This is a genomic window from Bradyrhizobium sp. ORS 111, assembly GCF_045571485.1.
In the GTDB taxonomy this organism is placed as follows: Bacteria; Pseudomonadota; Alphaproteobacteria; order Rhizobiales; family Xanthobacteraceae; genus Bradyrhizobium.
This window is the reverse complement of record NZ_CP120701.1, coordinates 1,214,565-1,227,518: the sequence shown is the minus strand read 5'-3', so window position 1 is coordinate 1,227,518 and position 12,954 is coordinate 1,214,565. Positions and strand designations below refer to the sequence as shown.

Here is a 12,954-nt window from a genome sequence, read left to right as displayed (position 1 = left end):
AGGACGCCTTCGGTGGCGCAACGGACGACGGTAAATCGCTTGAGGAATGGAATCGCCTGCGCGTTTTCACCGGTCTCGGCGGCGCGGCGCTTTTCGTCATTCGGCACGAAACGATCCGCGTAGACGACGGTAGTCCCGCGCTCTCCATTGCGAACGTGGCCGCCAAGCGAGAGCGCCTGACGGAAGGTGAGCCAACTTTGACCGGCAAATCCGCGTTCGATCACGGCTCCCCAGAGAATGAGGATGTTAACGCCACTGTATTGTCGGTTGGTCGACGCATTTTTCGGAATGGCCAGCGGCGCTTTCGCCGCGGCCGTACCCCAGGGCTGAACCCAGGGGATGTGTCCGGCCTCAAGCTCGGCGATGATCTTGTCGGTGATTTCAGTGTAAAGGCTCGCCCGGTCCTGGCCGGTGCGCGCGCGAGCAGTAGGATTTGACATCGCGGGTCTCCGCGACGGGCGCCACGAGCCTCTCTCGCAGCTTGTAACCCGTCACGGAAAACCCAGCCTGCACTCTTACTCTCAGCTTCCTGAGCAATCTGCCTTAGGCCGCAGGCCTGATCCGGCGTGCGCCAGGGGCGCATCGCCTTAAGAGAAATGGCACCCGCAGGAGCGTGAGCATAGCGACGCCGAAGGCGGCACGCGGGACCGAGTGCAGCGACGAGACCGGTTCAATAGCGGCACCCGGGAACGGGGCAGTGATAGCGATCGCCGCAGGCGAGCCCCTTTTCCGAGTGCCCCCGGCGAGGAGCACCAAAGCTCTCGCGCGAGGGATCGAAGCCGCGAGGCCGAGACGCTGCGCGGCTCGGTTCACGAGAGCCCGGTGCGGCCCTGGCCGCACGCGCCCACTCACTAAAAGACCTGAACGAACGTGATGCTGGCAATCCTGTGAGAGCAGCCCGGCTTTTTACAGGGTCTCAGAATTGGGGAAAGCTTGTCCTCTGCTGAGCCGGAATCCCAGCCTTGTGCTAGCAGCCGGAACCAACGTCGGAGCACAGGATTCGTCGTATCCGGAGTCTATTTCAATGCTGATGATCAGTGAACGAAGGGCGACAATACGGACGCTGCAGGGATGGGCGATCCACGTGCTACAGGAAGTCGGCGCCATCCGCGAGTGCGAGGAGCACGGTTGGATGCAGGACCGAGCCGATCCGCATGCGCGGGAGCGAGCCTTCGATATTGCCCGTCGAGACCCGCCAGCAGACGTGTCCCCCGATGTAGCGGAGACTGCGATTCGCGACGTGCTCGACTCGATTGGTGACACCTGCCCAGAATGCTCCCCTGACGAGGAGGACCGGAGCTAAGTATCGACGCGACCGTCTCCGATTCAGCGGCCCAGCCGCTTCTCCACACGCTTGCGCGCGTTGCCGACCTTTTTGACGGCCTTTTTCACCGCCGGCGCCGACTTCCCGGTCTTCTTCGCCTCGTACTGCACTTCATAGTCCTGCCCGCCGGCCACCCGCGCCCGGTCCTGCTTTCGTCCGCGCGCCGTTTTGCTCCTCTTCGCTACCGCCATCGGTGCCTCCTGTCGTGACATCGAAGCAACGCGACGGGGATTCGCAGGTTCCGGAACGATTCGAACTGTGCCAATTTGAATCGGCTGTAGCGTGGAGTTCTTCGGCGTTTCAGCGTAAAAAGCCGGAGGCGATCGGCGTCAAGGCGCCCTTACCCGGCTTCATCGAGCCGGCCCTGGCATCCTCGATAGAGAAGGTGCCATCCGGAGAGCGCTGGATTCACGAAATCAAGTTCGACGGCTACCGCGTTCAGGTCCATCTGGCCAACGAGACGGCAAAGATCTTCACCCGGCGCGGCCACGATTGGACGCACCGCTTCAAGAAGGTCGTTCATGACGCCTGGCGGATCAAGGCGAACTCGGCGGTGGTGGACGGCGAGATCGTGGCACCGGCCGCCGACGGCACCACCGACTTCTCGGTCTTGCAGAACGAGCTCAAGGGTAAGTCGAAGAGTATCGTGCTCGTAGCGTTCGACCTGCTCTATCTGAACGGCCGAGATATCCGGAAGTTACCGCTCTTTCAGCGCAAGGCCGAACTCAAGAAGATCCTAGGCGGCACCGACATCCAGTTCAGCGAAAGCTTCGAGATAGACGGCCGCCAGATGTTTGCGCACGCGTGCAAGCTCGGCCTCGAAGGCGTCGTCTCGAAGGTCCGCGGCAGTGCCTATCCGGCGGGACGCACGAATGACTGGGTCAAGAAGACCTGCGTGCAGCGTGAGACGCTGACCATTGCGGGCTTCGCACTTGATGGGACGAAGTGGGACGGGATCTACGTCGGCCGGCGCAAGGGCAACGATCTGGTCTACGCCGGGAAGGTGGACCATGGGTTTGACAAGGCGTCAGCCGCCGACCTTCGGGAGCGTCTGAAGCCGCTGATCCGCAAGACGCAGCCTTATGCAAAGCGGATTGCACACAAAGGAATCTGGGTCGAACCCAAGCTGCTGGCCGAGATAGAGTACCGCGCCAAATCAGCGGAGGGGAAAGTCCGTCATCCCTTCTTCAGGGGGCTTCGGGACGATCTGTAATGGATGCCTTTGACCGCTTCTGGGAGTGGGCCGAAAAGCCGCTCGATAGTCCGCTGACGATCCCTGCGGAGCTCCATCGAGCGGTGATGGAGCTGCCTCCGGAGAACAGGCGCGACCGCGCAAAGCTCAATGAGGCCGCAGCGCGGGCGGTTTCCGACCGATAGTTTACAAGCGATCGCGCAGTCTGAGCACGCCCACCGCACCATTCAACGCTGCCGGCTTGAATTGGACAGTGTCCAAATTCGCGAAACGGAGTATAATCCGGTCATCACCGGCAAAGGCACTCTGCCGCGGGCACCGGTGGCTGAGAGACCAATCGCGCTCCCGCCTGCAGCAGGAGCCACCAATGTCTCATGATTCCGAACGTGTCATCCTTGCCCGTCGCCATGTTGCCAAAGGACGTCAGATCGTCGAAAGGCAGCAACGGATGGTCAGCAAGGGCGGTGCAAATGCCGCAGAGGCTCTGAAGCTCCTGGCTTTCTTCGAAGCAACGCAGAACATCTTCGAGGATGATCTGGAGCGCATCTTGCGGGAAGAGCGCAACGGCTAAGACTGGAGACCTGGCAGTTTATTGGCGATTTCCGATCTCAGCGGCAAATCATGCGTTGATGCTGAGACTCGAGATGGTCACACTTCGAGACCTAACCTCGCGCCCGTCGTAACGCGTCTTCCAACCGGGCCTTCTCCTTTTCCCAACGCCCCTCCTCGTCCCGCGCGCTTTCCTCAAGAACTTCGAGCTGTTGTTGAATGTCAGCGGCCTTTTCTTCGTGCTTGCGACGGGCCGCGTCCAAAGCACCTTGCGCCTTGTCGACGGCGTGCTGCCGTCGCTCACGCTCCTTCTGCCGGACGGCCTCCTCCTTGGCACGTTCGCGCTCCCGTCGCTTCTGCTCCTTCTCGAAAGCAACTGCAGCCTTCCGGTCGGCCGCATCGTCGTGGGCCCGCTTGGAAGGCTTCCGCGGTTGACGGCGGCCTGTCTTCTTTGAGCTGCCGCTGGCAAGGTCGGTAGGTAACTCGGCATGCTCCCTGAATGGCCCGTTGGAGCCGACGGGTCTCTTCAGAACGACGCCCGGCGCAGCCGTAGTTGCCTCGATGACGTCCGGATCGTCGCTTTCCTTCGCCGCGCCCTGGTGGAAGAGATTGCTGTCAGCGCCCCAGGCTTCGAGGGCCGCTTTCATGGAGGGAGCGGCGATCGCCAGATCGAAGAAGCCCAGCGAGGTCTGATAGGTCTTGAGTTTTCTGGCCATAGGTCTGATCCGCGCTCGCCCGGTCGATCCTCAACGTCTCGCACGCCACGATGCCTGCGGAACACGACGTGGTCCCAAAGCGTTCCCTAATCAGTGAAGGACGTCCATGCATTTCGCAACGTGCTCTTAAGGATTGGCCTCGAATGAGCCGGACGTCGACCCTGCCCAAGCGCCTGCAGCCGATGCTCGCTACGCTCACTGATGCGCCGTTCGACGACCCCGGCTGGGTTTTCGAGGATAAGTACGATGGCTTCCGGATGATTGCGGAAATCCGGCGGGGCAAAGTTGCGCTCTATAGCCGCAACGGCAAGATCATCAGCCGCAGCTATATCGAGGTCGCCAAAGCGCTCGAGGGTGTGAAGGGCGACGCCGTGATCGACGGCGAACTCGTCGCGATCGGAAAGGACGGCGTCTCGCATTTCCAGCTGCTGCAAAGCGCGCTGCGTCATGAAGCCAAGCTCCTGTATTGCGCCTTCGATCTCATGTTTCAGAACGCAGTTGACTTGCGCAAACGGCCTCTTCTCGAGCGCAAGGAGCGGCTGAAAGCGATCCTGCCGAGCAACCAGCTGATCGCCTTCAGCCATCACCGCAAAGCGAACGGCATGAAATTCTTCGCCGAGGCCGAGCGGAAGGGTCTGGAAGGCGTCATGGCGAAGCGCGCCGACAGCGCGTATGCGTCCGGAAGCCGGACGGCGGATTGGCTGAAGATCAAGACAGCAAAGCGGCAGGAAGTGGTGATCGCGGGCTTCACGGCGCCGAGGCGTACAAGACCATACTTCGGCGCCCTGGTCCTCGCCGTGCGGGAAGACGACACATGGCGCTATATCGGACATGTTGGCACTGGCTTCAGCCACAAGGTCCTGGAAGACCTCCACGCCAAGCTCGTGAAGCTGACGACCCCGAAATCACCCTTCCTTGCCAAAGTGAAGGACGAGGCCGCCACGACTTGGGTCAAGCCCTCGTTGGTCGCCGAGGTCAAATTTGCGGAGTGGACGAGTAAGGGCGAACTGCGCCAGCCCGTCTACCTGGGGCTCAGGTCCGACAAACGGGCGAAGGAGGTCGTGCGCGAGCGAGAACGTCCGCGCAAATAGCGCTTCCGGGCGTAACCCGGCAAACGGAAGTTTGACGCACTCGCCTCCTCCGGCCCTCCGCGGTGGGCACTCAGTCGCCTCCAAGGTCGTGGATTTCTGGTCGCATGCCGTCAGGCGTGAGTTCGAGCGTCGCAAACGTGATCGGCAGCTTGAAACGCCGAGGTCCCGCGCTGCCGGGATTCAGGTAGAGAATGCCACCGACCGTGTCGATCTTCGGCACGTGGGAATGCCCGGAGACGATGACATCGGTGCCGCCACCGGGATCGGCCTTCAGCGTCTTCAGGTCGTGCAGAACGTAGATCGACTTTCCCGCCAAGCGCACAAGGTTCGTGTCGGGGTAGTCGCGAGCCCACTCGCCACCGTCCACGTTTCCACGAATGGCCGTGACGGGCGCGATCCGGCGAAGCGCGTCGATGATCTCGGGGCGCCCGATGTCGCCGGCATGGATGATGTGATCGACGCCCGCCAGGCCTCGTTCCGCCTCGGGCCTCAACAGGCCGTGCGTGTCCGAAATGATTCCGATCCTGAAGATCATTTCCCGACGCTCTCAAATGCGATTGCCAAAAGACGATCGAGAAACTCTACCTGAGCGGACAGCATCTTGGTCCGCGCGAGCTCGATCTCAAACCATTCCGCGCGGTCCACTTCGGGAAAACTCTGCCGTCGACCGCTTCGGGGCGGCCATTCGATGTCGAAGGTATTGCTGGTCAGCGCTGCGGGATCAAACTGGCCTTCGCCGGCGAATGCGATGACGCGCTTCCCTCCTCGCTGTCGGACTTCTCCCAGCGCCTGGAGTGGACCAATCGAAGCGCTCGGGCCGAGTTCTTCGGCAAATTCGCGTCGAGCGACGTTCTCCGGAGCATCATTGGCATCGATTTCGCCCTTCGGAATGGACCAGGCGCCATCATCTCTCTTACGCCAGAACGGACCGCCGGGATGAACGAGCAGTACATCGAGCCCACGAGCGTCCTTGCGGTATACGAGAATGCCCGCGCTCAAGGCCGATCTCCTGGAAGTCTTTTTCACCGCAGCCATATCGCTCCTACTTTGCAGAGCAATCGAGAGCCGGCGAGCCGCCGTCCCGCCATAACGGACCGCGCTCGCCGAGCGCCTGCTTAGCCTCGTCCACGGTCCTATGCACCGTTATTTCGGCCTCGCGGTCGGCCCTTCCTGGCGCGCGCACCGACCCGCCGAGCCGCCATTAGACGGCCGACGAGATGATCTCGCGTGACCTCGTCGAGATGGGATTTGCCATTCGCCAGAGCCTGCCGCGGACGACGAAGTAGTGGTCGTCCGGCGTCACCGGATGCTTCACGACACCTAAGCCGACTTCCGCTGCGGCTTGGCCGCCGGCTTCTTCGCTGCGGTCTCTTTCGCCGGCTTCTTGCCTGCGATCGGCATCAGCATTTCCTTCTGCCCGGCCGCCGCCTTGCGCGGCTTTTTTCCTGATTTCTTGGGTGCCTCTGTCGCGGCCGCGCCCTCTCTTCCGATGCTCTTGCGCAGCGCGTCCATCAGGTCCACCACGTTCTCGCCGCGGGGACGCACTTTCGCGGTGATGGCTTTGCCGGCGCGCTTCTGGTTGATCAGATCAATGAGCGCAGTCTCGTACTGGTCTTCGAACTTGTCCGGCTCGAAATGGCCCGCCTTCTGATTGACGATGTGCTTGGCGAGATCGAGCATGTCCTTGGTGACTTTGACGTCCTGGATATCGTCGAAATACTCATCAGCTGAACGGACTTCGTAGGGGTAGCGCAGGAGCGTTCCCATCAGGCCCTTGTCGAGCGGCTCCAGCGCGATGATGTGCTCGCGATTGGTCAGGACCACACGGCCGATTGCGACCTTGTTCATCTCGCGGATGGTTTCCCGAATGACGGCGAAGGCATCGTGCCCGACTTTACCGTCGGGACGCAGGTAGTAGGGGCGAATGAGATATCGCGGATCGATCTCGCTGCGGTCAACGAACTCGTCGATCTCGATGGTTCGCGTCGATTCCAGCGCGACGTTCTCAAGCTCCTCCTTGGTCACCTCGATGAAGGTATCGGTATCAACCTTGTAGCCCTTGACGATGTCCTCGTTGTCGACCTCCTCGCCGGTGTCGGCGTCGACCTTGGCGTACTTGATCCGATGGCCAGTCTTTCGGTTCAGCTGGTTGAACGAGACCTTTTCGGATTCCGAGGTGGCCGGATAGAGCGCGACCGGACAGGTGACGAGGGAAAGGCGCAGGAAGCCTTTCCAGTTAGCGCGGGGGACCATGCCGGGGGAACTCCGATACTAATACCGGATTCAAGACGAACGACCGGGCTTGGTTCCGACATCGCGACCCGTCCCACAGGACGATTTTTTACGGCAGCTGCTTGTGACGGACTCGACATTTGTTCTTGTTATGTTCTAATTCAGGCATGACCGACCGACCCGCGAGCTGGCGCATGCCGACCCCCAAGCAGATGGAAAAACTGGCCGCCGAGGCGGCCCGCAGGCCGACACCTTCCGCTGCGGCTCCGGATGCACCGCTGCCGGCCGAATACTGGGCCTCGGTGCTCAAAGATCCTCGCGCCGGCACACCCGCAACCGAGATCCGGCAACGACGTCTTTCCCTGGCTGGAGATCAGGTGCGCGCGCTGCAAGACGCCGAGCGACGTGGACCTCGCGGCGATGAAGCACCCGCCGACCACCTTCGTGCACGATCTCGCCAGCCGGCTGCGCTGCCGTAAATGCGCCAAGGCGGGCCGGCGTCCATCCGCGACTCTGCTACAGTTGACGTGGCAGCCGCGCCACCCTCGAACCGAGTCCTGACTGATGTGCAATCTCTATCACGACCAACCAGGCTGCCATCAGCGCGCTATTTCGCGTGGTGAACCGATACGTCGGCGATCTGGCGCCGATGCCGGGGGTTTTTCCGGACTACAAGGCACCGATCGTGCGCAACGGAGCCCAGGGCCACGAGCTCGCCACGGCGCGCTGGGGCATGCCATCGTCAAAAGCGCTGATGGACGCCACGAAGAAGCGAGCCGAAAAGCTGCAGGCCAAAGGCAAGGCAGTGGATTTCAAGGAATTGCTCAGAATGGAGCCGGACGGCGGGACGACCAACATCCGTAATGTGAAGAGCAAATACTGGTCCCGCTGGCTCGGCGTCGAGCATCGCTGCGTGGTGCCGTTCAATTCGTTCAGCGAATTCAACAAGCCCGAGGGCGGTGACATATGGTTCGCGCTCGATGAGACCCGTCCCCTCGCCTGCTTCCCCGGTATCTGGACCAACTGGACGTCCGTGCGAAAGGTCAAGGAACGCGAGACGACCAACGACCTCTACGCGTTCCTCACGACGGAGCCGAACGCCGAGGTCGGTGCCATCCATCCCAAGGCAATGCCGGTCATCCTGACAACGCCGGAAGAAGTCGAGACCTGGATGACGGCTCCTCCAGACGAGGCCCTGAAGCTGCAGCGGCCGCTTCCGGACAGGAGCCTCCGGATTGTGGCCCGCGGCGTCAAGGAAGACCAAGCCGGGCAAATAACGTGGCCAACGACCAGGCACAGCCCTCGCCTCGCCAACGCAAGATCATCCACGTCGATATGGGCGCCTTTTTTGCGTCCGTCGAGCAGCGGGACAATCCGGATCTTCGCGGCAAGCGGATTGCCGTCGGCGGATCCCGCGAGCGGGGTGTCGTGGCTGCCGCGAGCTACGAAGCCCGCAAATTCGGTGTCCGATCGGCAATGCCATCAGTTACTGCGAAGCAGCAATGCCCAGACCTGATTTTCTCGTGAAGCCGCGCTTCGAGGTCTACAAGGCAGTCTCCCAGCAGATCCGCGAGATCTTCGCTGAGCACACTCCGATCATCGAGCCGCTGTCACTGAACGAGGCTTACCTCGACGTGACCTAAAATCTGCAGACGCATTCAGTTGCGCGGGACGTGGCGTTGGCGATCCGCGCGAAGATCAAGGAGGTAACCGGCCTCAATGCATCCGCCGGTATTTCCTACAACAAATTTCTGGCGAAGCTCGCATCAGACCACCGCAAGCCGAACGGCCAGTACATCACCACTCCGGAGATGGGGCCGACGCGCAACTTCAGCTGGCGCTGCCGATGTAATCGCGTCACGTCACTGCCTTTTCAAGTTGGTCGTCGAGCTCAGTCTGTACCGATTAGGATCTTCAATCGCGGGGCGAGCCGCGGCCGCGCTGCGAGCGCCTTATCCCTAAAAGATGATCGTGGTGCTCGTAAGGGCCTTCACCGGGTAGACCAGCACTAGGATATTGAAGGTCGTATTGAATGCCTCTGCAATGCATTCGTGGGCCTGACCGTTACGGTCCGTGATTGAAACCGTCGTCGGACGGGTCATTTTCCTGCCGATCGGTAATACGCGTCCGAGCGAATGATCGAGGGTTATCACGTCCTCATCTGGCCGGCGAAACTGCTTCAGATAGGCCGGCGACGCTTCGATCCGGCGTACCTCGGCGCGGGCGCCAGTGCGTTCGCAGTACGTGACCGGCTCGAGGATGTAGATGACGCATGCCCGGTGATGCGTCCGCACAAACTCGCGGCAAGAGGCATAGACCGACGCCCCGAATTTTCCCGCCAGCTTGATCGGCGTGCGCAGCTCGAACTTGTGATCGACGGCCATCGACGCGTAGCCATCCCCCTGAAACAGGACAAACCTGGCAAAGTTGTTTGCCTCCCGTTCAAAGAGATCGGAAATCTCCGGATCGAGTGTCTTTTCGCAGTCGTGGAACAGCCGGAAGGCACTCCGATGAGCAGGGAGCTCGTGATGCCCCGCTTCATGCAGTTTAAGAAAGTTCTGCTTGGATTTGTGAACGCTGTCGTCGATATGAATCAGCTGCTCGTCGGCGTCGTAGATGCCGAACACCTTTGCGATTGCGGACTTGAGAGCAGTGGCAGCGCTCTCGGCCTTATCGAGCAGAAATTCCGTAATCCGGCGCGGGTCAAATGCGCTCTTTGGTGCGATCTTTAGGCTCGCCGCTTCAAGGATCACAGAAGTTGGCGTGGGATAGATCCCCCATGCCGACGCCCGGTCCAGTGCGCGCCGTGCAGCGGCATACACGGCGCGCACCTCTTCGGGATCGAGACTACTATCGTCAGCTTTCACCGGGCTTCTTCCTGCTGCGCAAATATCCAAGAAACTCGACGAGCTTCGCTTCCTCTTCGTCCGTCAGGTTATGTCCTGCGAAGGTCGCGACGCGCCCGTGGCGCTGCCCTGCGCTGCGCGAACGCGTGGGCACGATGTAGCCCGCACGCTCCATCAGATCCTCGTAGCTGATCGCGTAGAGCTCCGAGAGCGCATGCAGGATGTTCGGATTTGGCTTTTTGATCAGACCGTTTTCGATCTGGGACAAGTACGCATTGGACACGACTTTGCCGGTGGCCTTCTCGACATCGCGCTGCGAGAGGTCGCGGTCTTCACGAATTGAGGCGAGATATTGTCCAAGCGTGAGCTTGACCTCTGGCTCAGCGCTCTTCTTGATCATGTCTATCATCCTCCAAACCACTTGATTCCGTTAGTGTATTTAGCGCAAGTCGATAAGAACGTCAAGCGTGCGCGTAAAATGCTTGACGTTCTTTGCATGCCGCCTTATCTTATCGCTACCGAGCTGGCGATGGGCTGGCAGAAAGAAGGACTAGGACGATGGAAAATACCCAGACCGGCGGCCAGGGCCGCAATCAACATGTCGAGGCCGAAGCGGCGCGCCGCCCCGGGCCGGACGGCAAGTTCTCGACGACCGTGAATGGCACCACGGTCGAATTCGGCGATGCGCAGCCCAAGGGCGACCGCATCCTGGAGAAGGCGGGCTTCAAGCCGGCCGGCGATTACGTGCTGATCCAACTGATGCGCCACGGGACCCGCTCGATCGGGCTCGACGAGACCGTCGACCTGACCGCGCCGGGCACCGAAACGTTCCGGGCCTTCAAGAGCGACCGCATCTTCCGGTTCATTCTTGATGACCACGGCTTCGAATGGGGGGTCCGCAAGATCGGGGAGCCGGAGCTGCGCGTCATCGGCCACGTCCGCAACGACGAGGTCATCATCCAGGACCGCGACGGCGACGACGTCGAGCTCAAGCCGGGAGACGAGCTCGACCTTGGCGAGGCCGGCACGGAGCACCTGCACACCGAGAAGCGGCTCATCACGGTGTTCTTCGAGAACAATCCCTGGGAAATGCCCCGTGGGACCTACACCACGGAGCAGCTCAAGGACTTGTTCGGCGTGCAGCAGGGCTACGTCCTCGAGGTCATCAACGAGGAAGGCAATCTCACCGAGCTCAAGCCCGGCCAGAAGCTCCGGGTGAAGGACGGGATGCGCTTCTTCGAGCAGGTGCCCTGCGGAGGTTCCTCGTGACCGACGCCTCCGCGAACTTCGCCGGGTTGCAGGCGATGCACCGTGAGGCCGTCCTCCTCAAGGAGGGCGGCCAACCCGTCGCGCTGCTGCCCTCCTTCGGTTTCATGGCGGGCGACATTCCGTACCGCATGGACCTGCTGCTCGTGCCGTTCGCGCACTCGGGCTACGACACCCGCCTGTTCTTCGAGACCAAGATCCAAGGGCGCGGCGCGAACTGGAACCCGCACCGCGTGGTCGAGCGCAACTGGTGGGCGCCGTCCTGGAATCACGTGCCCGCCTCGCTGCGATGGACGCAGATGTTGCTGGCGCATCTGAGGGCCGTCGCATGAACATTCATTTCAAGATCAACAAGGCCTTGCTGGCCGGCATCCGCGCCGATCTGCGCCGCCCCCACGCCTTTGCGCACGAGCGGGTCGGGTTCATCGCCGCCGGCCTCGCTGCCGCGCACGACGATCTCCTGATTCTCGCGCGGGAATACCGTCCCGTACTCGATGAAGAATATCTGCGCGACCCGAGCGTCGGCGCGATGATGAGCGCCGCGGCGATCCGCCGCGCGCGCCAGTGGTCCATGAACGACCGCGCCGCCATCTTCCACGTACATACGCATGGCGGCCATGGCGTGCCGGGGTTTAGCGGCGTCGATAACCGCGAGAACGCCAAGTTCATCCCGAATTTCGTGTCGGTCGCGCCCCATGCAGTCCACGGCGCGATCGTTCTCAGTGACACGGCCGCGTTCGGCCAGGTCTGGCTTGGTCGCGACGCGCCACAGCCCTTTATCGCCCGCTTCACCGAGGTCGGCATGCCCGTTCACACATGGAGGGCTGCATGAGCCGCCTCGATCGACAAAGCTTCCTGGGGCCCAACAGTGACGCAATCCTGGAAGGTGCGACCATCGGCATCATCGGCCTCGGCGGCGGCGGGTCGCATGTGGCGCAGCAGACGGCGCATATGGGCGTGGGTGGGTATGTGAACGCCGACCCAGACGTGATCGAGGACACGAACACCAACCGCCTGATCGGCGGGACGCTGGCCGACGTGGACGCGCGCATGCCCAAGGTCGCGATCGCCGCGCGCCTCATCCGCGGCCTCAATCCCGGAGCGCGGATCATCTCGGTGCAGGACGACTGGCAAAACGCAGTCGATGATCTCAAGCGCTGCGACATCATCGTCGGCGCGGTCGACGGCTTCCGCGAGCGCGAACAACTTGAGCGTTTCGCCCGCCGTCACCTCATCCCGTACATCGACATCGGCATGGATGTGCACGATCTCGGCAAGGATGGGTACCTGGTCAGCGGCCAAGTCATCCTCTCGATGCCGGGAGCACCGTGCATGCGCTGCTGCGGCTTCATCACCGACGAGAGGCTCGAGCAGGAAGCCCGCAAGTACGGTGCTGCAGGCTCACGCCCCCAAGTGGTCTGGTCGAATGGCGTGCTCGCGTCGACGGCGGTCGGCTTGCTGACCCAGGTGCTTACGCCTTGGTACCAGAACCCGCCGTCCTTCGTGTTCCTCGACTACGACGGCAACAAGGGAACGGTCACCCGCAACGCCCGCATGGACTTGCTCAAGGATCACATCTGCCCCCACCACCCGCACGACGAGGCCGGAGATCCGCTGTTCGACATCCGCAAGCAGGCCTTTGCACCGCGGCCGGCGCCGGTATCGGAGAGCGAGGGGCTGCCGTGGTGGCGCCGCCTCTGGATTTGGCTGAACGGACAAGGCTCATAATTTCGTCCAC

At 61.8% G+C, this 12,954-nt stretch carries 16 protein-coding genes and 4 pseudogenes; 12 read left to right on the top strand and 8 right to left on the bottom strand.

Annotated features, from left to right (window positions below; translation table 11 throughout):
* Positions 1 to 26: 26 nt before the first annotated feature.
* Positions 27 to 440 (bottom strand): annotated as a pseudogene (locus P6U30_RS05635) (ArdC-like ssDNA-binding domain-containing protein); the annotation flags it as partial.
* Between the two features lie 584 nt (positions 441 to 1,024).
* On the opposite strand from P6U30_RS05635, the gene P6U30_RS05630 reads away from it, so the two are divergent.
* Complete coding sequence (locus P6U30_RS05630) at positions 1,025 to 1,303, top strand: hypothetical protein (RefSeq protein WP_407168519.1); 279 nt, start codon at positions 1,025 to 1,027, stop codon at positions 1,301 to 1,303.
* Between the two features lie 23 nt (positions 1,304 to 1,326).
* Here P6U30_RS05630 and P6U30_RS05625 read toward each other — a convergent pair whose 3' ends face one another.
* Positions 1,327 to 1,515, bottom strand: coding sequence for a DUF3606 domain-containing protein (locus P6U30_RS05625; RefSeq protein WP_407168518.1), 189 nt, complete (start codon positions 1,513 to 1,515; stop codon positions 1,327 to 1,329).
* A 131-nt stretch (positions 1,516 to 1,646) separates the two neighbouring features.
* On the opposite strand from P6U30_RS05625, the gene ligD (P6U30_RS05620) reads away from it, so the two are divergent.
* From ligD (P6U30_RS05620) to P6U30_RS05610, 3 genes are all read left to right on the top strand, one after another.
* Positions 1,647 to 2,537 (top strand): non-homologous end-joining DNA ligase, encoded by an 891-nt coding sequence (gene ligD, locus P6U30_RS05620; protein WP_407170363.1) that lies wholly within the window; start codon positions 1,647 to 1,649, stop codon positions 2,535 to 2,537.
* The gene (locus P6U30_RS05615) at positions 2,537 to 2,701 is read left to right on the top strand and encodes a hypothetical protein (protein ID WP_407168517.1); all 165 of its coding nucleotides are present in this window, start codon (positions 2,537 to 2,539) and stop codon (positions 2,699 to 2,701) included. The genes ligD (P6U30_RS05620) and P6U30_RS05615 overlap by 1 nt, the downstream gene beginning before the upstream one ends.
* Before the next feature lie 182 nt (positions 2,702 to 2,883).
* Positions 2,884 to 3,087 carry a hypothetical protein gene (locus P6U30_RS05610; protein ID WP_407168516.1) on the top strand — a complete coding sequence of 68 codons (204 nt, stop codon included), beginning with the start codon at positions 2,884 to 2,886 and terminating at the stop codon, positions 3,085 to 3,087.
* Between the two features lie 91 nt (positions 3,088 to 3,178).
* On the opposite strand, the gene P6U30_RS05605 is transcribed toward P6U30_RS05610, so the two are convergent.
* The gene (locus tag P6U30_RS05605) at positions 3,179 to 3,781 is read right to left on the bottom strand and encodes a cell envelope biogenesis protein TolA (protein WP_407168515.1); all 603 of its coding nucleotides are present in this window, start codon (positions 3,779 to 3,781) and stop codon (positions 3,179 to 3,181) included.
* A 143-nt stretch (positions 3,782 to 3,924) separates the two neighbouring features.
* Between P6U30_RS05605 and ligD (P6U30_RS05600) the strand changes: the two genes are divergently transcribed.
* On the top strand, positions 3,925 to 4,872 hold the full coding sequence (gene ligD, locus P6U30_RS05600; RefSeq protein ID WP_407170362.1) for a non-homologous end-joining DNA ligase: 948 nt from the start codon (positions 3,925 to 3,927) through the stop codon (positions 4,870 to 4,872).
* Positions 4,873 to 4,942: 70 nt separating this feature from the next.
* Here ligD (P6U30_RS05600) and P6U30_RS05595 read toward each other — a convergent pair whose 3' ends face one another.
* The 3 genes from P6U30_RS05595 to P6U30_RS05585 form a co-directional block, all read right to left on the bottom strand.
* Positions 4,943 to 5,407 carry a metallophosphoesterase family protein gene (locus P6U30_RS05595; protein ID WP_407168514.1) on the bottom strand — a complete coding sequence of 155 codons (465 nt, stop codon included), beginning with the start codon at positions 5,405 to 5,407 and terminating at the stop codon, positions 4,943 to 4,945.
* On the bottom strand, positions 5,404 to 5,907 hold the full coding sequence (locus P6U30_RS05590; protein ID WP_407168513.1) for an NUDIX domain-containing protein: 504 nt from the start codon (positions 5,905 to 5,907) through the stop codon (positions 5,404 to 5,406). The genes P6U30_RS05595 and P6U30_RS05590 overlap by 4 nt, the downstream gene beginning before the upstream one ends.
* Positions 5,908 to 6,192: 285 nt before the next feature.
* Positions 6,193 to 7,125: a Ku protein gene (locus tag P6U30_RS05585; protein WP_407168512.1), complete on the bottom strand. Its 933-nt coding sequence runs from the start codon at positions 7,123 to 7,125 to the stop codon at positions 6,193 to 6,195.
* Between the two features lie 327 nt (positions 7,126 to 7,452).
* On the opposite strand from P6U30_RS05585, the pseudogene P6U30_RS05580 reads away from it, so the two are divergent.
* From P6U30_RS05580 to P6U30_RS05570, 3 pseudogenes are all read left to right on the top strand, one after another.
* Positions 7,453 to 7,665: pseudogene (locus tag P6U30_RS05580) on the top strand (hypothetical protein); the annotation flags it as partial.
* 10 nt (positions 7,666 to 7,675) lie between these two features.
* Positions 7,676 to 8,383, top strand: a pseudogene (locus P6U30_RS05575) (SOS response-associated peptidase); the annotation flags it as partial.
* 56 nt (positions 8,384 to 8,439) lie between these two features.
* Positions 8,440 to 8,924, top strand: a pseudogene (locus P6U30_RS05570) (DNA polymerase IV); the annotation flags it as partial.
* A gap of 138 nt (positions 8,925 to 9,062) precedes the next feature.
* Here P6U30_RS05570 and P6U30_RS05565 read toward each other — a convergent pair.
* Together P6U30_RS05565 and P6U30_RS05560 are read right to left on the bottom strand one after the other, a co-directional pair.
* Complete coding sequence (locus tag P6U30_RS05565; RefSeq protein WP_407168511.1) at positions 9,063 to 9,971, bottom strand: ImmA/IrrE family metallo-endopeptidase; 909 nt, start codon at positions 9,969 to 9,971, stop codon at positions 9,063 to 9,065.
* Positions 9,961 to 10,350, bottom strand: coding sequence for a helix-turn-helix domain-containing protein (locus tag P6U30_RS05560; RefSeq protein ID WP_018318206.1), 390 nt, complete (start codon positions 10,348 to 10,350; stop codon positions 9,961 to 9,963). Before P6U30_RS05560 ends, P6U30_RS05565 begins: the two co-directional genes overlap by 11 nt.
* 158 nt (positions 10,351 to 10,508) lie before the next feature.
* Between P6U30_RS05560 and P6U30_RS05555 the strand changes: the two genes are divergently transcribed.
* Genes P6U30_RS05555 through P6U30_RS05540 form a run of 4 tightly spaced genes read left to right on the top strand, consistent with a single transcriptional unit; the run spans position 10,509 to position 12,944 of the window.
* A complete protein-coding gene (locus P6U30_RS05555) occupies positions 10,509 to 11,219 on the top strand; it encodes a multiubiquitin domain-containing protein (RefSeq protein WP_407168510.1) in 711 nt (236 codons plus the stop codon).
* Entirely contained in the window at positions 11,216 to 11,548 is a 333-nt protein-coding gene (locus P6U30_RS05550; RefSeq protein ID WP_407168509.1) for a hypothetical protein, read from the top strand. Before P6U30_RS05555 ends, P6U30_RS05550 begins: the two co-directional genes overlap by 4 nt.
* On the top strand, positions 11,545 to 12,048 hold the full coding sequence (locus P6U30_RS05545) for a hypothetical protein (RefSeq protein WP_407168508.1): 504 nt from the start codon (positions 11,545 to 11,547) through the stop codon (positions 12,046 to 12,048). The genes P6U30_RS05550 and P6U30_RS05545 overlap by 4 nt, the downstream gene beginning before the upstream one ends.
* Positions 12,045 to 12,944: a HesA/MoeB/ThiF family protein gene (locus P6U30_RS05540; protein ID WP_407168507.1), complete on the top strand. Its 900-nt coding sequence runs from the start codon at positions 12,045 to 12,047 to the stop codon at positions 12,942 to 12,944. Before P6U30_RS05545 ends, P6U30_RS05540 begins: the two co-directional genes overlap by 4 nt.
* The last annotated feature ends 10 nt before the right edge of the window (positions 12,945 to 12,954 follow it).